This window comes from Acidithrix sp. C25, from assembly GCF_904848545.2.
On the sequence record NZ_CAJHCI020000001.1, the window covers coordinates 591,057 to 609,885 of the forward strand.

Sequence of the window (18,829 nt, forward strand, 5' to 3'; positions counted from 1 at the left end):
ACTTCAGGTAGTAGAACCTCAGGTAGTTGAACCTCAGGGTGGCCCTCTAAATTATTTCGCCTTGAATGCGTTTTGGAAGTTTTTATGCCCCAATCATCGTTTGTGCGATGGTCGCAGTTTTGGTCGTTCCGAGTTGATCGCTACAGCATGGGCCGTTTCTTATATAAATGTTTCTGCCGTGTATTGATACTTAAAGGATATCTTTGGCCTTAGCCAGGTTCTGATTTGCTTTAGCTTTTTGTGAATTCTAAGATAATTACGAATTTTTACTTTGTCTATATAGACGCTATCAAGACTAAAGATTTGAGGAATCACCTGGTCCGATGATTTTTGCGACTTGGTCCAAAGATGAAAGAAAAGCTGCCCTCCTTGGTTTTTGTTCAAGGTACTCAGATCCCTCAGATTGCAATTGAGGAGTTCTTTTGTTTGTGCTAGACCAATTACTGATTTTAGGTCAGTCACCTCTCTCTATCGGTGCGTTTGGTCGTCGCTAGTGATGCTTTGGACCTCGCAAGTCGTGCTCTTAGAAGTTCACCTCTCGGCATGCGTTGAGGTATTGGCATGCCCTGAAGTTCTAAGAGCACAAGGAGTGGAAAAACCGGAGTGATTTGGTGCCGACCCTCGCAATGGAGTGTCTCTTGGGGCATTAATACGCCATTACAGATGGGGTATTGCCTTGTAACTAAAGTGACGAATCTAAAGTCTATCGCGATTCAATTCGAGCGACAGAGCGCTGTCTAAAGGCCATTGATCGATGGTTAGCGGCATCGGGGTTAGGCCTATCGCTCGATAGGCCTAGAGATCGCATGTTGTAGGTTGTCTTATTCACATGGTTGCTATTTATTTGGTTGTGGGGTCACGCGGAGATACGGCTTTAGCTTGGCGTAGCCCTGGGGAAACTTCGCGGTGGCCTCTTCGTCGCTGAGAGCCGGTGAGATCACAACATCGTCGCCATCTTTCCAGTTGACAGGAGTTGATACCATGTATTTGTCGGTCAGCTGTAAGGAATCGAGAACTCTTAGTATCTCTTTAAAGTTACGACCCGTCGATGCTGGATAGGTCAAGGTTAGACGAAGTCTCCGTTGATGGTCTATTACAAAGACACTTCTGACAGTCGCCGTAGTCGAAGCGTTTGGGTGTATCATCCCAAATAGATTTGCGATAGTAGCATCGGGGTCGCCGATCATCGGAAAATTCACGACCTGGCCCTGGGTCTCTGCGATATCTTTTTCCCATTCAACATGATTATCTACCGAATCCACGCTCAGTCCGATTACCTTGGTGTTTCGAGTAGCAAAGTCGCCTCTTAGTCGCGCAACTTCACCAAGTTCAGTCGTACATACGGGTGTGAAGTCTTTTGGATGTGAAAATAGAATGGCCCAACCTTCCCCGATCCAGTCGTGGAAATTTATAGTCCCCTGGGTGGTGGCTGCCTCGAAATCTGGGACGATATCCCCAAGCTGTAGCGCCATATGATCTCCTTTGAATAGGTCATTAATCGTTGTTTCTAGAGTAAAGTTATAACATAAGTAAAGCGATTCCCGACCAATTTGGTCGAGAATATGGGGATTACTTAGATCTTGACCCATAATTATCTAAAGCCGCCTCTATTTAGATACTAGGTCGTAGTGAGTTTATGGAATAAAGTTTGACTTGTGTTGAGGTTGGTTCTGGTCGACTGCATCTCAATTCACCAGGAATCCTCAAGGCCATTTATCTAAATTAAATGACCTATATTGCTTTTTAATCACGGGGCGACTTTAGAGGGATCTATGAGATGATCACAAGGGTTACCATGTTGGATGTAGACAAAACAGGCTAGTAGAATCAATCTTGTGATAAAGATCTTGTCGATTAAAACCTAGTTCCCATTGTGGTGGTGACCTTGTGATTTTGCCTGGAATTCGAGACCCTACCCGCGTTACCTAAGGTTGCTGTTGCATGTCGATAATTGGAATGGACGGAGTCTCAACTTGGATTTGAAGGGTAAAGGTGAATTTGATAGTGGTCACAGCCATGGTGTCGAGAATCTCGGTGCCTCCTCCTATTATTTTTGGGTTTTAGCTTTAAATTTAGTTTTCTTTTTTGGGGTGCTTATAGAGGGTTTCAAAAGCCACTCATTGACACTAATTTCAAATGCATTTCATTTGATTGGCGATGTAGTTGCGCTGGCAGTATCGCTTTTTGCTTCAGTTCTAGCCAGAAAGCCAGCCTCTCTTCGTAATAGCTTTGGATTAGTTAGAATAGAAGTTTTAGCAGCACTAGCAACTTCGGTACTCTTGATTGTAACCTCATTTATCATCCTTTATAATGCGGGCTCGAGACTCTTTTTTACAAATTACGGATCGATCCCGTCCCCATCGTCTTCGGACCTAACGTGGTTCGGATTTATTGGTGTTATTGTCAATTTGATATCTGTAATGATTGTAGTGAGGGCGGCAGGTGAAGCAACATTGCGCCGCTCCAACATAGTTCATTTTATCTTTGACGCGCTTGGATGGATGGTAGCAATTTTAGCTGGAATTGTTGCACTTTTGATAAATTTTAAACCGATTGACGCTATTGCAAGCATAATAATATCGATTCTGATTATTGGCGCTGCGATTCAGATACTTACAAATGTCACAAAGATTCTTTTGGACTCTGCTCCAAATGAGGTGGATCCAATTGCAATTCGTGACGGAATTGTCCAGCATTTTACTCAGGTAGAGGAGATACACCATCTCCATATTTGGTCGTTAAATTCTGCTCAAACTGCCCTATCTGTTCATGTAGTGATATCAGGGGAGCCGTCGCTTCACGTCGCTCAGGAGTTGGCTATTTCTATCAAAGAGTATTTAAGGGCGACCTTTGGGATTGACCACTCGACCATCGAAGTGGAATGCCATCTATGTGATCAGCCTCTTCACAGCACGAATGGCGAACATCATCATTGATTGAATGGAGTGGTAGCGAGCGTCTTTACTTGAGAGACCATGGTTGTGACAGTACGAAACGATTCACCGATTGTGTGTGTTTTCCAACAGCGTTGCTTCATCTATAGTTCTTTGGTCTGTTTTGCTTTTTTAGAGATGGCTGATGATCTATAAGGTTTGGATCGGGGTTATGGCATCGAATGGACTCCAGGGCGAGATTTAAAAGAATACTTTGTGTCACGATTTGATAGATTGAAAAGAGCAGGTTTCGAGGGAATTGTTGATTTTATGAGCGGGGCACCTTCTTGTGTGATCGTGATTTGACGGTTAGATTCAACTTCGGCCGAAGCGAACGTTATATAACGAAAGCATGAGCACCAATATGACCATATTTGAAGGGTTTATAGAGACCGGGCTTGGTTAGCTATGGTCTGATTAGCTTTGCAATCGAAATTGGCATAGTGGAACGGATCTTTGCGCTTTTAGTTTCGAGATTAGAGAGTGGTATAAAGAGCTCTCTGAATGGAATGCTTTTCTAGCTTTGTTGCAGCAAGAGTAATTATGGAATCGATTCTTGACTTTATCTATTCATTCATGTTTTTTTCTAATGCAAGATTAAGGACAAAATTTGAATAGGGAAAACGATTCCATCTTTAAACGATTTTATCTCTACGACTAGGCGTAGTTCTTGGAGAATCGGACCCCAAGGACTACGCCTGTCAAATATATATGCGCAGGACTATCCGAGCGAAGTAACTATTATTCCTCGAAGCAGAGTAGTCACGACCTGGTCGACGTCTGCTGGCGAAAGAGACTGCTTTGAGAGCATCTTTCGCGCTAAGACCATCCCAAAGGCCATCTCGGTTACGATTTCAGGGTCAAGGCCGTGCTGGAGATATCCTTGTTCGATGCCATGGGTGATTGACTTTGTCAAAAGCCTGTCCTTGAAGGCTCGCCAGCGTCGATCGACCAATAGCGAGAGACTTTCAATTGTTTGTGCTTCTCCAATCAAGCGTGAAATAGCGGTTCCATTGCGTCCCTCAAAGAGTTGGACAATTTTTATCACGACACCCTTTAGGTCGTTCTCAAAGTTACCGCTGAATCCGACGATGGCAATCTTGTCGAATTCTTGACCGAGAGCTTCTTCTACCAGTTCTGCCTTTGTCTTCCAATGGCGATAGATGGTGGACTTGCCGACCTTGGCGTTTCTGGCTACCGCTTCAATCGTGACGCTTGAGAAACCTTTTTCACTAAGGAGCTCCAATGTCGCGTTGATGATTCTTTCGTGCGCCTCTTTGCTTCGTGGTCGGCCTCGCTTGCGTCCTCCGCCTGCTAATTGAGCTGCTTTTTCTAGATTTGCTTCAAGATTGTCTATCATTTAAATATCGCTATCGTTATTGTTTTTCTTGTGCTTTAAATCAATTGGCTTGGTCATATTTATTTTCGGCACTTTCTTATCTGTTTACTAGGATACTTGAAAAGTAGCATTTAGGTATGAATCTATCGATTTCTTTACCGAAACTTAATCGTTCACATGGGACCGGAACTCGAGAACGGCGATCCTATTCTCACACTTTTGGGTCCGGGGCCTGGGCGGGATAAGGCGGTGAACTTTTGAATTAATCCCAGATCGCTTGCCTGAATTAGAGGCCGGCATGGCGGATGGTTTAGTGGCGGGGTTTTTTGAGATATGACCTTACTGGGGAATTAGTCATCTAATGTTGACTCAGTATCGCATATATTCTATCGATGACCCAGGTGAAGATCAGAGTTCCCTTGGCTATTTCCTTTGTCCTACGTTTATTAGCTCTTCATTACCAGAGATCGATATCAAGAATCGATATGGAGCCTTCGGAAGATCCAACTCGTCTTTTGGGCGATTCGAGTCTTTACGCGTGAGATATTTCTGATTCTGGTTTGGAATTCCCTGGCTTGAGAAGCTTTTGGAGGCGGCACTTAATGTTGCGCTATTGCCGTTGCGCTATTGCCAATGGTAGGTCGTACTTGGAGATAGTGTCTTTTCCATATGATTTGGAGATGTGATCATTCTGACCAGGCACGCCCTGTGGCGTATTGGTCATTGTGCCTGAGTCGCAGTTATGGATAATTTCAAATTGAGCCACGAGACGAGCTCGCTTACTTTTGAAGATGGGGTCGATAACTTTCGTTATTTTTTATCAGAAAAAGCTATCCTGGACAGTTCGAATCTTCCGAGAATTACCATTAGAGACGTGACCGACACCAATGCGCCGCCAAATAGCGTTGAATTGCTGTGGTCTTGTATCGCAATTGCGATTCCAATTAGGCACCAAAGGGCGAAGAAGATCGAATCAAAGCCAATTCGCGATCGCAAGAGCGAGCTTAGCTTAGAGATCTCCATCTCAAAGATTCTTCGATCGATCTCATTGCTAAATTTTGTTGAGCAGCTGGCGCCGGGACTGTCGCATTCAGGTTTTCCACATCCGCCAGAGGAGTCACACTCACTGGGAGATGCCCATCTCATCTTTTCATTTCTCCAATTGATGAATCCATAGAGGAATAAGAGTACGCCAATAACAACTGAGATAGCGATCGCAGCGGCAGCGCCCAGGGTGAAGGTCAACGAGACTGCTAAGAGGAGAAGCGAATACAGCCAAAGGCTCGCGCAAAGGAGGCCGAACCTTTTGGCGTTCTTATATGCCGATAACTTTGCAGAAAAGCTTGTTCCTATCGTTACATTAGTTCTAGTTTCGCTCAACTTTCGCCTTTCAAGTCGAAAAGTAGTTTAGCAATTTAGGTTTCATGGTCAGTGGGGTTAGCTTTCGTTTGGGGAACTTTTATTAATTTTGCGGGGGCTAGTTCTTGACCTAGGCCGAACTTACGACTGATTTTGGCCTAAATTCTCACCTCTACCTGGGCAAGTTCTTGTTTTTGGGCTGACAATGTAAACAGCGACGTTTTTTTGACCCACATCAGCGGTTTAAAATTGACCCACCCAATTGAGTTCAATAGTAGTTGTTGGTGTCAGTAAAAGTGTCTCATTTCTAAGTCACCGTGTATCTGAAAATCTCAGTAGAGAAATTCGTTTAGCCGAGCAGTAAGACGTTCTGCATTATCTCTAGTTTGACCGAAGGTGACTATCACTTCTTCATTATCTCGAAGTAACTTGACCATCCAGGATCGCTCCTCTGGTCTACTCCGAGTAGTTGCAGAACCAAAATGTACCTCTGCTCTAATCGGGCCTCTTTTCCTCTGTCTATGAGCTGCCATACGACAAGCTGCTGAGCAATACCTTTGTGGTCTTCCTATGCAATGTTCCGGAAGTATTTGATCACACCCCTGTCTCTCGCAGATCTTTGAGATAGGTAGTTCCGTAACGTTATGAAATGGTTCTCGGGTTCGCTCTAGTGATCCCAGCTGAGATAGTTCCGTAACGTTATGAAATGGTTCTCGGGTTCGCTCTAGTGATCCCAGCTGAGATAGTTCCGTAACGTTATGAAATAGGTATTGGCTCTTCGGTACTTGTATCTCTTCCACTGATTGGAAATCATTTGAGACCGGATTAGGTTCGCTTAGGTAGCGGAAGTGATGATAGGAAGTTTTCATTTTTCCACCTCTTCACCTTTCTTGGCGTTGTCACCAGTTTGTGGGTTGGTATAGATTCCTTGTTTGATTCGATCCTTGAGCCGGTAGCTGTTGCCCTTGATGTTGATTACATGGCAGTGGTGTAACAGTCTGTCTAAAATTGCAGTACTTAGTACTTGATCTGAGAAGAGATCGCCCCACTCGGAAAAGCCCTTATTGGAACTAAGGATTACGGTTCCGGTTTCGTATCTGGCGGAGATAATGTCAAAGAAATAATTCGCTGCCATTCGATCAAGTGGCCTATATCCCATTTCATCGATTATCAGTACCTTAGGAGAGGTGTACTTTCGCATCTTGGTTGGACTGTAGGAACTGGAAAGGTCGTTTGCAATTTTTGACAATGTAGTAAAATAACAAGAGAATCCACCAGCGATTGCCTCAAGACCAAGTGCTACAGAAATATGAGTCTTGCCGATCCCGGGCGGACCCAAAAGGACCAGGTTGGTGGCACTAGAGATAAAGGCCAGAGAACGTAGTTCAGAGATAAATGCCTTATCAATACTTGGACAGAAGTTGAAGTCGAAATCTGAAAATGACTTCCTAAACGGCAGTCCCGCGGTCTGCAGTCTTATCTCATAGGTCCTTTTTCTTTTTGATTCAATTTCAACTCCCAATAGTTCAGATAGAAATGCCAAATAGGAAAGGTCTTTTTCAGTTGCAGAAGATACCTTGGCATCTAATAGTTCAGCCATATGGCCAAGACCCAGTTCTACTAGCTGGTTTTGAGCTAATTCAAGATCTAACATTTGCAGCCTCCACATATTCATCAAGCGAACGGATCTCAACTGAAGTGTCAATGATTTGTCTTACAAGTACCGGAGGAGCCAGTCTGCCAGCTTCAGCAGTGATCCCGCTGTATTGATGAGGAAGGTAAACCAACGAGCGCTTTTGGTAGGTAAGTTGATGAGAAGCTATCAACTCTCCGTTTGAATAAATCTCAACGGTTCGCTCTTTTGGAAGTACCTCTACCTGTGAAAGTGAGTATTTCCAAGGTACTCCGTATTTGACTCCAGCAAATGAGACAAACGAATCAGCTGTTACCTTTCTGATTCTCTTTTCAAAACCGTACAATGTCTCCCGGGTTGGAAGTGGTCCTAAGTGTGGCTGTTCTACTATGAAGGCTTCATTTGGGGTAATACCGAGACTTTGATGAATCCGGTTATCTGCTTCGCTACACCAGATAAGGGCTTGTTGATTTAGATCAGCTAGATCGCTAAAGGTTCTAGCAGGCCAGAAGTTCTCCTTGGCATATCTAATCCCTCGTTCTACCTTGCCTTTGGTTTCTGGCCGTCTCACTCTGCATAGTTTGATTGATATTCCCAAGAAATTAGCCAGATCTGCCATTTGCGAGTTGAACTGATATCCGTCTTTTCCGTTTCCACCGATTACCACGGTCTTCATATGATCAGTGAGAAACACATCGGTTAGTCCACCAAAGTAGAAAAAGGCATTGATCAGACAAGTTATAAGACCGTATATATCGCCACTCAGTGCAAATTCCAGATAACTCCTGCGACTTCGTCCAAGTGTTACATATAGTCCGGGAATATGTCTTTTTGTTCCTCTCGAATCGACATAGCTAAATATTCCCCAATCGAACTGACACTGTTTACCTGGTTGGGTTTCATATCGCCTGATAGCTACCTGTTTTGGCTTTGCCGGTGGTCTGATACTACTGACATATGTTCTCAAGATACTTTCTTTACCGGTATAACCCAGTGGAACAATTCTTGACATGATTGCCGGAACGCTCAGAAGTCCTTCAGATACAAGTCGATCGATCTCAGACTTATAGGGATCGAGTTTTGAGTTTCGTTGTGGCTTTGTCTCGATTGGTTTAGAACTTGCTCCGTCTCTTAGATATTTACGTACGGTGTTTCTTGAATGTCCAGTTTCTCGGGCAATTTCTCGGTAACTGAGACCTTGTTGCTTCAAATCAAATATGTTCATAAGTGGCCTACCCTTCAGCATGTAAAACTCCTTCGTGAAAGTGGATATTCACTCAAGAGTATTGTCTGTTGGGTGGGTCAATTTTTATCGCTGATGGTGGGTCAATTTAATTCCGCTGTTTACAGACAATGTAGGCACTAAATTACTGGACAGATCTAGTGGCATCTGCTAGGCTATCTGGTATAGCTCGTCGCGGTAGTGGGGTTCATGTACATACCACTCGTCGTAACTACAAGGACAAGGTCTATGAGAGCCATCTCCTTCGAAGGTCTTATCGCGAAGACGGTAAGGTCAAGAATGAGACCTTAGCCAATCTCTCTCATCTTCCTTCTGTAACAATTGAAGTTATTCGTGAATCATTAGCTGGTAAAAGCCATGTAGTAGCAGGAGGGGAATTTGAGATAGAGAGATCTCTATTTCATGGCCATGTAGCAGCAATAGCTGCAATGGCCAATAAGTTGAAGCTTGCATCTCTATTGGGTCCAGAATCCAAAGAGCGAGACATTATCCTCGCACTTGTAATAGCAAGAGTGACAAGTCCTTCTTCTAAGCTTGCCACCACCCGGTGGTGGCAAGACACTACTATCGCTTGTGACTTTGGTGTTGGTGACGCTTCTACTGATGATCTATATGGAGCAATGGATTGGATATTACAGCGTCAAGGGGCTATTGAGACCCAACTATCTCGACGTCATCTTACTGAGGGTAGCCAACAAGGTGGAACCCGACTTCGCGATAGTGCTAAAGGAATTGGAGGCTGGCAAGCGACAAAACCTTACCAGATACCTGCTTTGGTGCGAATATGAATACGAGGTAGGCGAAGATCATGCCTATGGATACTCAAGTTTCTGTGAGAAACTTGCCCGTTTTGATGAATCCAAAGAGATATCGATGGTCCTTCATCACGCTCTAAGGTGACGTTGCAATGGTTGACTACGCCGGGCAGAAAATACCAATTTATGATTGCACAAGTGGCGAGGTAAGTTTCGAAGCGTCAATATTTGTTATGACTCTTGGTTATTCGGGATACGTCTATGTCGAGGCCCAGAGGTCACAAGATATCGCCAACCTCATGGAGGGCCATTCTCGGGGGTTCGAATTCATAGGAGGTGCATCGATTGAGCGTCTTCGCCGAGTGCCGCTTGGCATAGAAAGTCCCATAGGAGTATAAGTTACTTATCTGGGTGAATAGGTAATTTTATTTGTAGCGTCTACGTGAATGACCACCGGAGAATGGCCTTTCACTTCGCTTTCTTCAAAGTCAGCGTAGGTGAGTATGATGACTTTATCTCCCACGTGTACTAGCCTAGCAGCGGCACCGTTTAAGCATACCTCACCTGGCTTTCCAACTAAGGCATAGGTCTCTAACCGGGCGCCATTATCGATGTCAACCACCATCACCTGTTCGTTTTCGAGAATGTCCGCTGCGGCGAGCAACTCCGGACCGATGCTGACCGAACCGACATAGTGTAGGTTAGCGTCGGTAACCGTGGCACGGTGGATTTTAGCCTTTAGCATTCTCCGTCGCATCGCTCCAGTCCTTTCGATGTAGTTATTTGGGGTCAATTCTGCGACCACCCTATGGTCTAGAGCTGGGCACTTACTAAAGTCCCGGGAATTTCGAAATGATCTTCCTCTGGATTCGTGGCTGTGGCACAACTTGCGACCAACATTAATGTACCTGAACTTCGGTACTAGATGCCTCGTTTTTTGAGATTTATTTGTACAAAAACCTCCCGTTATTGGATTAGAAAGTCATCGTTGTCTCTTTGAGGATTATGAACAACTCTCAGCCGGGGGTAGGACTAAAGGGCAGCTGATTCCAAAACAGCGTATGCGAATCACAACCCTTTAGTTCGAATCTAATAAAGCTAAAAATAAAACTCTTAGATCCAATTACCGGACTTTTTATTTCTTTGGATCCAAAGAAATGTCCGAGGAGAGTTCTTGAATTTGAAGCAACCATTTCGTGTAAATGCGTTGCTATCGAATACGCCAACATGCTCATTTCGCAATAGCCCCTGTGCTGGGTTAAAAGTACTGGTAAAGATTTTGGAATGCTCACGGTTGACCGTATTGATGCCGGAACCTCCACCATGGCCGTGTACCGCAATGTGTTCTGGATTCCCTTTCCTCGCCCATGAGGAGCCCACCAGGAGCCCATGAGGATCAGAGAGTCGAGATATTTGTTTTGACCTAGCCTTAGCGCTTGCTTGAGATATGTCTTCGATAATGACGTATCGAGGTCTCGAGCCTGGAAGTTGTGGAACCCTGCGAGACTCGCATGTTCTGTTTTCGGCTCCATGGACCACTTCTTTGATTGTAGCGCCCGAGATGGTCCATAGTTATGCCTTTGCGCGCCTGAAGCGACCTTGGTGTCTCCTCGCATCCAGGTTACTTCTGGCAATGCGTCGTCCATGTCTGGAACAGCATTTCTCTTTGATCGAGCATGAAGTCTGTTCTTTTCATTGCCGGTCTCATTCGAGCCTTTTGTCATAGGACTTAGCACTGGGGCATATTCGCTACTATGACGAACTCCGACCTTTTAGTAGCGGCCTCCCTGGTTTCCCAGTCAAGGCCCTAGTACGGGCCCGGTAGAGTCTTGGTTAGGTGCGCAACGTCGTAGCTTACGTGTATGAAGGCTCGCTTGTGGTCTTCATCGAGTACAACCTTGATGTTGCCTGATGCTAAAGAGATGACAGACGGAAGTAGTGGGATTCGTTTTTATTGCGAGTGTTAATGCCAACAACCTTGAAATAGCGTCTGGTTTTGCCTTTATGGGTGTCATTTTCGACCACTAAATACAAGCTCTGAACACAAGCTGGAGTCCAGAGAGATGGAGCGAGACTCGATAACTTTCGGCCAACTATTGTCAAGTATATTCTCGAATGACACGGTGTGGGTACGAGGCTATCCTTCACTCTTTTTGTAGAGATAGTCACAGTGAAATTCTCTGGCAAACCTCCAGCCATGATCTGGCCAATTGTGACGTATTGTGTTATACAAGCCCAGGTATAATGCCTATCATCCTCGTCGCTGAAGAGTCTACGCCTCTTTGCCTTGACATTACCTCTGGCAAGAGGGGAATCGAAATGACGAATGCAGGTGTCTGCGGCATCAAAAGCGGCTGGGTCCATCAGATGGACATTGATGCGCTCGAGGTGTAAGCGGGGTATAAACTTTGTGCCGTGACGGAGTCATGGAAGCTCCTGCTTCTACCTATTAATCTCCATGGGCTAACCTGGCCAAGCTAAGCTGCCAATACTCCTTTGGGCCGCTATAGTGCCCAACTGCCGAGCACACCTCGTCTACTTTTCCTCGTTGAGCGGTAATATAACTAGGCGTATCGCGCCTTTCATAACACTAGCCACAGGATGAGGCTGCGACATGCAGTAATGGCTTTGCCTCTTTGGCTACATCTTGAAGCCCCTCGATAACCCGTTTGTTTTTTGGTTGTGTGATCCATATAGCCTGGCCGAGAATACGGTCACGATCTCAATGACATCATCTTCTAGATCTTCTTTGGCGGTAGAGTTCTCGCTAACGTCGATAACGATTACCTTAACACCCAAACGCTCACCATCACTCCAGCCAACAAAGCTATCTCGTGGACGACATGCAAGCGCAGCAGCTCCGAAGCCAACCAGCGCCAACCATTCCCCGTCTGGAGATAGCGCTACATAGCGCATCGTTTCACCTACGAGACGGTGACCGAGCCAGTGATGCTCATCGAGACCAGCATCGAAACGGGCCTGCTCGCTCAGAAGGATAGGACGAACGCTTATCCGGCCCACATCGATTGGCGGTTCTTGCATCCTCTATTTCTAACAGCTACTGAAACAAAACGTCAATCCTGTTGTGTCAGGCCAGGTAAAGCGACATTCAGCTGGACTTTGCAATGGCCCTGGTTGGTACCCGTAGGCGAGTAGCCAGTCGCCAGGGGGAGGCGGCGAGCGACACGGGAGAGGATGTATGAGGCGAGGTTCACAACACGTACCTGAGGAAGAATGAGAAACCTCGCGTTGCCAACCACAAGGTGCAGCCGTGTCTCGCGGGTCGCTTTGTCCCAGCCGATATAGTTATCGCGTGGTGCGCAGCTCCATGGCGAGGCAGCGAAGCCGATCGCACCGATAGTTCCAGAGGAGCTCTCGATGAGATAGCGCCCCTTAGCACCGGCAAAGGTGGTGTAGCCGAGGTAGTGGTAGCTTGCAATGAGGTTTCGCCAGCGCTGCTTTTGGGCTTTGGTATCTGCTATGGCGAACTTGATTGGACAGAGATCGTCGAGCGATTCAGGATAGGCTAAGGGTAGCTCAGCGATTGGCTTTGCGTAGCGGGTGATGAGTCCGTTGCCGTTGCCATGCAGTGGCTTGGGCAAGGTGATGAGTCCGTCTCTGTCCATACGCAACAATGCAACGCGCGCCGACATGTCCTTCTTGCGCCCGTCGAGACGATACCAGCCAAGCGCCTCGCAGACTGCGTCAGCAATTGCCTGTCTTGTCGGGTACACAGCGATCAGGTCGGAGATGACCTCAAGGTCTGCTTGGGAGAAGTCCCGCCCACAGTAGCGCAGTGTTTCACTCATGGCATTGGACCAGGTGGCGACATGCGCCACTCAACAAGATCAGTCTCGCTCGCAACCCAGGGGAAGAACCGCTCCAGCGCGGCGGGATTCGGGGCCCTTCCCCCAGCGGCGGCACATTCTTGTAGGTAGGCGATGAGATAGGCGAGTGGGTTGCACCCAGCACGCTGGGCGGTGGCGGTAATGGTCCAGATCCGCGCGGCCAGGGTGGCTGCCCATATTGAACCGGATCCATAGCAGTTCTTGCGTATTACTGCCGGGTTGCGAAGTACAGCCTCTGCTGGGTTGTTATCGAGTGGCAACTCGGGGAACTCTTCATGACGGCAAAGGCCTTCCCATTCACGATCCAGTGTTGCGAGCACCTTTATGGCCCCAGGGTGAAGCGTCGGATCGCAAGCCTCAGCCTTTCTGGCAGTATCCATTGCTCTGATGATCCTGGTAAAGTCCTCCTCAGCGCGTAAGCGCCCGGTAGTTCCCGTCTCAAGTGCTTGGCGTGCATGATGTGCTACATAAAGCGACCCGATGCGAGCGAGCCATGAAGTAGTCCAACTCCGCAGCTCTTGATGCGCATCGCTAGCGCGGATGAAGTAGCACCTGATGTGTGCTCAACACCACAACGGGTCTACTCCCTCAAGTGCACCAAGGGACTGGTAGACACTGTAAAAGTCTGAGCTTATCAGGAGCTGTCGGCCAGGTTCGAGCGAACCCGCATCTATATCGATACCCAAATGCTCGGCTACCACTCTCGTCGAGCATTTGGGATCGATCAAGAACACCACGGTGTCGGGACCGAGGAAGGTCCACAGCCACCAGCGGTTGCCCGCTTTGTCAGCTACCGCCTCGAACACCTTCCAGGATGTCTCGTCGATGTGCAGATGCGCCGACTTTGCGTTCCTCTCCCTAATCGCTGCGTCAAGTTGCTCAAGTAGGTCCGAAAGCGCCTTGAGCGCTCCTGTCAAGGTGCCTTTTGAAACCTCGAACCCGTCATTTGAGAGAGCTGCGACGATGCGTTCCAAGGGACGCCCGATCACGTACTTCTCCACTACCAAGCGGCCCAGGAACCCTGAAGTGAACATTCCCTTGGGGATTGGCTTGGCCGGGACCGGTGCGACGAGCATGCCCCGAGTCTGACACTTGCAGGTGCGCCGGTAAGTAGGGCGGCGATGTCGGTGTCGCACGATGTGTACTTGCCAGTCGATCTGATAGAGGTTGAGGTTGCCCATAAATAATGGACACATTGACTACGCCGCCTTGGCGGACTCCAATAATGTTAGTTCATAACCAACTGGTGAGACGTTACCGATCTTCGAGTACCGCCTTTTATGGTTATAAAAGTCCATGTAACTCCTAATCCCAGCCCTTAATTCGGACATACCTTCAAATACGTGCCGGTAGAAGTACTCGTGTTTGAAGATCGACCAGAACGATTCAGCTGTTGCATGGTCGTAGCAAGATCCAGTTTTACCCATTGACCGGATAATGCCATTCTGTTCACAGAGTTCCACGACGCGACGATCGGTGAATTGGCTCCCGCGATCGGTATGGAAAATTGCGCCTTGGATATCGTCTCCCCTGAGGGAGATTGCCTGCTGGAGTGCTTCAATGACAAGGCTTGTCCTCATGTGGCGATCGACAGAATATCCAAGCACCCTGCCGGAGTGCTCATCACGAATAGCACAAAGGTAGGCAAATCCCTCTCCAACTCGCAAGTAAGTGATATCCGAGGTAAGAACGGCATTTAGATATCCCTTGTCGAAGTCACGTTCGACGAGGTCACTGGGATAACAAGCCTTTGGATCAGCGGTAGTGGTTTTGACTTTGAATGATCTGGGGGATATACCCTCTATTCCAAGATCTCTCATCCGAGTTGCAACGCTGTTTTTACTGATTACCTCCCCGCGATCGTGAAGCTCAGCGGTGATTCTTGGAGCGCCATAAGTTCCATTAGATTCCCTGTGAATGGAGAGTATCTTTGCCTCAAGGTCATTTCTAGCCACCTTGGCATCGGCTGGGTTCTCTAACCGATGTAGCCAGGCATAGTAGCCAGATCGAGACACTTCAAGTAGTCGCGCCATTCGTGCTATCTCAAAGTTAGCGCACTCCGCTTCCATCAGGGCAAATCTTTCTTGTTTGCTTGCTTGGCTGTAAAAGTACGCGATTGGCTTTCCCTCAGAACTCATTATCTTTTTTGAGCTCTGCCATCTCACGACGAAGCTTTATGAGTTCTCTTCTTTCATCAGCGCTCAGTGGTCCTTCATTGACACTAGAAGCTGCCTCTAGACGTATTCGTTCATCTTTTACCCACCTATATAGAGCCTCTTTTCGAAATAGATAGCTCACTAGCTACCTCTGGAACGAACGTGGCGGAATCTATAACTCGATGAGCAGCTTCAGTCTTGAACTCAAGGGTGAATTTACGCCTTGTTGCTCCCATGATGACATCCTTTCTACCAACAATCTATGTTGGCTTAACAGGTGTCCACTAAATCTGGGGAACCTCAGACACCAACAACTACTATTGAACTCAATTGGCTGGGTCAATTTTTATCGCTGATGGTGGGTAAAAAAACGTCGCAGTTTACAAAGACGAGCTTGGTAAGCGTTACCACCTTCTCCGAGAGTGCACCAATCTGGCCTTCGAGTTCACTAACCCGTGCTCGAAGCTCGGCGTTCTCCGCTTGAAGACGGGCATTATCGTGGGCCAAGTGCGCGTTGTCATCAGCCAGACGTTCTATCTCTGCCCGCAAGTACGCTGTCTCAGTTGTATTCAAACTGTCCATGACTACCAGTTAACACTATCTAGCGCTTCGTGTTCAGTCCCTGTTTTCGTCAGGGGTGGTACGGGTTCACCGAACGTTTACCTTTCTTTTCGTTGGTTGTAGCGTTTAGGAAAGCCTTCTCCAGCTATCTGATTCGATTAAATCATTTTGGGTCGCCTGAAAACGCTAATCTAGCTATGGTTTTAATATGTTAGCTAAACTTGACGAAATTCGCCAGATATTGACGGCGCCAGGGCAAAGATTTGAAATTACCGATACGCACATTCGAGGGACGACCTATCGGACTTGGAGTCAAACCCCAAATTCTCTCAGAGATATTTTGGAACGATCGACAAAGCACGCAAGCGCGACCTACCTGGTCTATGAAGACGAACGAATAACCTACCAGGAACATCTAGCTCTTGTAGCTAAGACCGCCCACGGGCTGATAGCTCTCGGCGTCAAAAAAGGCGATCGGGTTGTGATTTCTATGAGAAATTACCCGGAATGGATCATTTCGTTTTGGGCGATATCGTCAATTGGTGCCATCGCTGTTCCGCTAAACGCCTGGTGGACACAGCAAGAGCTGGAATATGGCATCGCCGATTCAATGGCCAAAGTGGTAATTGTCGACGCCCAACGTTATAGCCGGATTGTGCCCTCGATAAAAGGACTTGTTGAAACACTCCAAGAGATAACTATTTTGGTCGTTAGGTGCAACGAGGCAACCTTTGCCGATCTAGAGATTCCCGATCTTGGCGATTCAGACAGTTCCCTTAAAATCTTGGACTTTGGCAAGGTGATTGATGGTTATTGCGACCTCCTTCCTCAAGTTGAAATCCTTCCCGACGACCCCGTAACGATCTTCTATACATCTGGCACCACAGGCGCTCCGAAAGGAGCCCTTGGAACTCACCGCAACATTTGCACCAACCTAATAAGCGTTCTTTACATATCGGCTCGAAACCAAATGGCATATCCGTCAAGCCAAAGGACTGCCCTTGATTCAAATGGAGACAAACAACAAAATGCATACCTCTTATCGGTTCCACTCTTTCATGCCACAGGCTGCCACGGTGTATTGATACCAAATACCTTTGCTGGATCGAAGATAATCATGATGTATCGCTGGAACCCAGAGCGAGCACTGGAATTGATCGAACGAGAAAAAGTCACCGCATTTGGGGGTGTGCCGACGATGGTTTGGCAGGTCCTAAATTCGCGCGACTTTCCTATGAGAGATACCTCAAGCGTCAAACTGATTACCTATGGAGGATCGCCTTGCCCACCTGAGTTAGTGCGAAAGATAAAAGAAAACTTTCCCATGGGTAGTCCTTCGAATGGATACGGTCTGACCGAAACCTCCTCGGTTGCAACCATGAACTCCGGCGATGACTATTTAGAAAAACCAGATTCTGTTGGTTTGCCATTGCCCGTCGTAGAGTTAGCAGTTGTGAACGATAGCGGCGACCAGCTAGGCCCTAATCAAGTAGGTGAACTCATTATCAAGGGTCCCAATATCGTTGACGGCTATTGGAATAAACCTCAAGCAACAAAAGACTCATTCAGGGATGGATGGTTCTATAGCGGCGACTTAGCCTACGTGGATGAAGAAGACTTTGTCTATATTGTCGATCGAGCAAAGGACATGGTTATCAGAGGAGGCGAGAACATCTATTCCATCGAAGTTGAGTCCGTATTGTATGACTTTCCCGGAGTGGTCGACGCAGCCATCATTGGAATACCGGACTTAGTTATGGGGGAGGAGGTCGCAGCCATCGTAACTTGCAATCCGGGGATCTCAATCAGCGAACAGGACTTAAGATCCTACGTAGCCCAACATCTAGCCGCTTTTAAGGTTCCCAAATACATCTTCTTTTACGACCAGCTGCTCCCGCGTAACCCGACTGGCAAGATCCTAAAGAGGCAACTTCGGGAAGAAGTTAGCCGAACGATCCTAGATCAACCTTCTTCACTCGGCTAAAACATCACTTTGGAAGAGGGATATGCAACTATCTCCCAGTTCTCCCCTTTCTCCATTTCTATTAACTGTTCGGCTAAAGGTCAACTTGGAGTTAGGGCTCTCGGCCCGGGAGTTCTAACGACGAGAGATCACGTCAATTGCATAAGGGGCCACAATTTGACAACAGGAGCTAATAAACCAAGAAGATTAAAGGCTTGGATCAAAGACGATAATTGAAATTTTAATGTTGAAACCCCTAATCAAACAACGAAAAGAGATCGGGTAATCGAGGGATTGCTGAAAGCACCAAGATGGCTACCGTTGAAACTGAGTGATAAGTAGTGAGCTCACTCATTGCGATTTCACCTTTTTCAAGGTTCTCGTCTCGAACTTCATTCTCACTTGTCCGAGAGTTGTTCTCGTCTCTTTGAGCATGGCCAGTATTGCTACTGGTCTTATGCGCTCTCTTGCGATGATGAGTCGTCCCATCATCGCTACTACCGATAAACAGATAATAAAAAGAAGGGTAACCGATTCCAATACTACGTATTGGAATCAAACCTCTTTAGTTCGAATTCAATGGAGCTAAGAACACAACTTTCAGATCCAATTACGGGACTGCTTATTTCTTTGGATCCAAAGAAACGCTCAAGGGGAGCTCTTGAATTCTAAGCAACCATTTTGAGTAAATGCGTTGCTGTCGAATACGCCAAAACGGTCATTTCACAATGGCCCCTATGGTAGGTTAAAAGCACTGGTAAAGAGTTACTGGAATGATTGGTAAAGAGTTTTGGAATACTCACCAAGACCCCAGACGGAGCACAACAAGAACTTTGGGCGCTATTGTGCGCCTAACCTGCGATCCGTGAGCTAATCGTCGCAGCTGGCGAGATGACAAAGCAAGACCCGCTACTAATCTCATTTATCACTGGTCTTGATGCAGTGCGCGGCCCGGTTGGAGACCCGGCCGCTTCCCCCCCCCTTCTCTCACAAACGATTGACCAATGCATAGGCGCCACACTTAGAGTTATCGCTTCGG

General features: G+C 46.9%; 20 protein-coding genes and 1 pseudogene. 4 read left to right on the top strand and 17 right to left on the bottom strand.

Features of this window, described 5'->3' with window-relative positions:
• Positions 1–836 precede the first annotated feature (836 nt).
• Positions 837–1,472, bottom strand: a complete 636-nt coding sequence (locus ACIDITHRIX25_RS89105) for a peroxiredoxin (RefSeq protein ID WP_201732460.1) — start codon at positions 1,470–1,472, stop codon at positions 837–839.
• A gap of 507 nt (positions 1,473–1,979) precedes the next feature.
• Between ACIDITHRIX25_RS89105 and ACIDITHRIX25_RS89110 the strand changes: the two genes are divergently transcribed.
• On the top strand, positions 1,980–2,936 hold the full coding sequence (locus ACIDITHRIX25_RS89110; RefSeq protein WP_283770410.1) for a cation diffusion facilitator family transporter: 957 nt from the start codon (positions 1,980–1,982) through the stop codon (positions 2,934–2,936).
• A 718-nt stretch (positions 2,937–3,654) separates the two neighbouring features.
• Here ACIDITHRIX25_RS89110 and ACIDITHRIX25_RS89115 read toward each other — a convergent pair.
• From ACIDITHRIX25_RS89115 to istA, 6 genes are all read right to left on the bottom strand, one after another.
• A complete protein-coding gene (locus ACIDITHRIX25_RS89115; protein WP_052606715.1) occupies positions 3,655–4,293 on the bottom strand; it encodes a TetR/AcrR family transcriptional regulator in 639 nt (212 codons plus the stop codon).
• Between the two features lie 589 nt (positions 4,294–4,882).
• Positions 4,883–5,038 carry a hypothetical protein gene (locus ACIDITHRIX25_RS89120; RefSeq protein ID WP_213333395.1) on the bottom strand — a complete coding sequence of 52 codons (156 nt, stop codon included), beginning with the start codon at positions 5,036–5,038 and terminating at the stop codon, positions 4,883–4,885.
• 44 nt (positions 5,039–5,082) lie between these two features.
• Positions 5,083–5,652 carry a hypothetical protein gene (locus ACIDITHRIX25_RS89125; RefSeq protein ID WP_201732462.1) on the bottom strand — a complete coding sequence of 190 codons (570 nt, stop codon included), beginning with the start codon at positions 5,650–5,652 and terminating at the stop codon, positions 5,083–5,085.
• 311 nt (positions 5,653–5,963) lie between these two features.
• A complete protein-coding gene (locus ACIDITHRIX25_RS89130) occupies positions 5,964–6,500 on the bottom strand; it encodes a hypothetical protein (protein ID WP_201731989.1) in 537 nt (178 codons plus the stop codon).
• On the bottom strand, positions 6,497–7,285 hold the full coding sequence (gene istB / locus ACIDITHRIX25_RS89135; RefSeq protein WP_201731988.1) for an IS21-like element helper ATPase IstB: 789 nt from the start codon (positions 7,283–7,285) through the stop codon (positions 6,497–6,499). The genes ACIDITHRIX25_RS89130 and istB overlap by 4 nt, the downstream gene beginning before the upstream one ends.
• A complete protein-coding gene (gene istA / locus ACIDITHRIX25_RS89140; protein WP_201731987.1) occupies positions 7,272–8,510 on the bottom strand; it encodes an IS21 family transposase in 1,239 nt (412 codons plus the stop codon). Before istA ends, istB begins: the two co-directional genes overlap by 14 nt.
• 137 nt (positions 8,511–8,647) lie before the next feature.
• On the opposite strand from istA, the gene ACIDITHRIX25_RS89145 reads away from it, so the two are divergent.
• On the top strand, positions 8,648–9,295 hold the full coding sequence (locus ACIDITHRIX25_RS89145) for an IS1634 family transposase N-terminal domain-related protein (RefSeq protein ID WP_201732463.1): 648 nt from the start codon (positions 8,648–8,650) through the stop codon (positions 9,293–9,295).
• 119 nt (positions 9,296–9,414) lie between these two features.
• A complete protein-coding gene (locus tag ACIDITHRIX25_RS89150; RefSeq protein ID WP_052606712.1) occupies positions 9,415–9,660 on the top strand; it encodes a transposase in 246 nt (81 codons plus the stop codon).
• Between the two features lie 5 nt (positions 9,661–9,665).
• Here the strand turns inward: ACIDITHRIX25_RS89150 and panD are convergent, their stop codons facing one another.
• The 9 genes and pseudogenes from panD to ACIDITHRIX25_RS89195 form a co-directional block, all read right to left on the bottom strand.
• On the bottom strand, positions 9,666–10,019 hold the full coding sequence (gene panD, locus ACIDITHRIX25_RS89155; RefSeq protein ID WP_052606728.1) for an aspartate 1-decarboxylase: 354 nt from the start codon (positions 10,017–10,019) through the stop codon (positions 9,666–9,668).
• A gap of 259 nt (positions 10,020–10,278) precedes the next feature.
• Complete coding sequence (locus tag ACIDITHRIX25_RS89160; protein ID WP_152626129.1) at positions 10,279–10,986, bottom strand: hypothetical protein; 708 nt, start codon at positions 10,984–10,986, stop codon at positions 10,279–10,281.
• Positions 10,987–11,902: 916 nt separating this feature from the next.
• On the bottom strand, positions 11,903–12,304 hold the full coding sequence (locus ACIDITHRIX25_RS89165) for a Druantia anti-phage system protein DruA (protein ID WP_201732464.1): 402 nt from the start codon (positions 12,302–12,304) through the stop codon (positions 11,903–11,905).
• A 32-nt stretch (positions 12,305–12,336) separates the two neighbouring features.
• Positions 12,337–12,996: a Druantia anti-phage system protein DruA gene (locus ACIDITHRIX25_RS89170; RefSeq protein WP_201732465.1), complete on the bottom strand. Its 660-nt coding sequence runs from the start codon at positions 12,994–12,996 to the stop codon at positions 12,337–12,339.
• A gap of 71 nt (positions 12,997–13,067) precedes the next feature.
• Positions 13,068–14,306: pseudogene (tnpC, locus tag ACIDITHRIX25_RS89175) on the bottom strand (IS66 family transposase).
• A gap of 3 nt (positions 14,307–14,309) precedes the next feature.
• On the bottom strand, positions 14,310–15,248 hold the full coding sequence (locus ACIDITHRIX25_RS89180; RefSeq protein ID WP_283770391.1) for an IS3 family transposase: 939 nt from the start codon (positions 15,246–15,248) through the stop codon (positions 14,310–14,312).
• A complete protein-coding gene (locus ACIDITHRIX25_RS89185; protein WP_201732467.1) occupies positions 15,238–15,408 on the bottom strand; it encodes a hypothetical protein in 171 nt (56 codons plus the stop codon). The genes ACIDITHRIX25_RS89180 and ACIDITHRIX25_RS89185 overlap by 11 nt, the downstream gene beginning before the upstream one ends.
• Positions 15,374–15,502, bottom strand: coding sequence for a hypothetical protein (locus ACIDITHRIX25_RS89190; RefSeq protein ID WP_283770392.1), 129 nt, complete (start codon positions 15,500–15,502; stop codon positions 15,374–15,376). The genes ACIDITHRIX25_RS89185 and ACIDITHRIX25_RS89190 overlap by 35 nt, the downstream gene beginning before the upstream one ends.
• A gap of 103 nt (positions 15,503–15,605) precedes the next feature.
• Positions 15,606–15,839 (bottom strand): hypothetical protein, encoded by a 234-nt coding sequence (locus ACIDITHRIX25_RS89195; protein WP_160291716.1) that lies wholly within the window; start codon positions 15,837–15,839, stop codon positions 15,606–15,608.
• Positions 15,840–16,035: 196 nt separating this feature from the next.
• Here ACIDITHRIX25_RS89195 and ACIDITHRIX25_RS89200 point away from each other — a divergent pair, with 196 nt between their 5' ends.
• Positions 16,036–17,811: a class I adenylate-forming enzyme family protein gene (locus tag ACIDITHRIX25_RS89200; RefSeq protein ID WP_201732468.1), complete on the top strand. Its 1,776-nt coding sequence runs from the start codon at positions 16,036–16,038 to the stop codon at positions 17,809–17,811.
• Between the two features lie 235 nt (positions 17,812–18,046).
• Here ACIDITHRIX25_RS89200 and ACIDITHRIX25_RS89205 read toward each other — a convergent pair whose 3' ends face one another.
• Positions 18,047–18,349: a hypothetical protein gene (locus ACIDITHRIX25_RS89205; protein ID WP_052604471.1), complete on the bottom strand. Its 303-nt coding sequence runs from the start codon at positions 18,347–18,349 to the stop codon at positions 18,047–18,049.
• Between the last annotated feature and the right edge of the window lie 480 nt (positions 18,350–18,829).

Bases quoted from the DNA above. Each gene is read 5' to 3' on its own strand.
- ACIDITHRIX25_RS89165 (WP_201732464.1), bottom strand. From the start codon at position 12,304: ATGCAAGAACCGCCAATCGATGTGGGCCGGATAAGCGTTCGTCCTATC.
- ACIDITHRIX25_RS89190 (WP_283770392.1), bottom strand. From the start codon at position 15,502: ATGGGAGCAACAAGGCGTAAATTCACCCTTGAGTTCAAGACTGAAGCT.
- ACIDITHRIX25_RS89115 (WP_052606715.1), bottom strand. From the start codon at position 4,293: ATGATAGACAATCTTGAAGCAAATCTAGAAAAAGCAGCTCAATTAGCA.
- ACIDITHRIX25_RS89200 (WP_201732468.1), top strand. From the start codon at position 16,036: ATGTTAGCTAAACTTGACGAAATTCGCCAGATATTGACGGCGCCAGGG.
- ACIDITHRIX25_RS89180 (WP_283770391.1), bottom strand. From the start codon at position 15,248: ATGAGTTCTGAGGGAAAGCCAATCGCGTACTTTTACAGCCAAGCAAGC.
- istB (WP_201731988.1), bottom strand. From the start codon at position 7,285: ATGTTAGATCTTGAATTAGCTCAAAACCAGCTAGTAGAACTGGGTCTT.
- panD (WP_052606728.1), bottom strand. From the start codon at position 10,019: ATGCGACGGAGAATGCTAAAGGCTAAAATCCACCGTGCCACGGTTACC.
- istA (WP_201731987.1), bottom strand. From the start codon at position 8,510: ATGCTGAAGGGTAGGCCACTTATGAACATATTTGATTTGAAGCAACAA.
- ACIDITHRIX25_RS89150 (WP_052606712.1), top strand. From the start codon at position 9,415: ATGGTTGACTACGCCGGGCAGAAAATACCAATTTATGATTGCACAAGT.
- ACIDITHRIX25_RS89160 (WP_152626129.1), bottom strand. From the start codon at position 10,986: ATGACAAAAGGCTCGAATGAGACCGGCAATGAAAAGAACAGACTTCAT.
- ACIDITHRIX25_RS89130 (WP_201731989.1), bottom strand. From the start codon at position 6,500: ATGAAAACTTCCTATCATCACTTCCGCTACCTAAGCGAACCTAATCCG.
- ACIDITHRIX25_RS89105 (WP_201732460.1), bottom strand. From the start codon at position 1,472: ATGGCGCTACAGCTTGGGGATATCGTCCCAGATTTCGAGGCAGCCACC.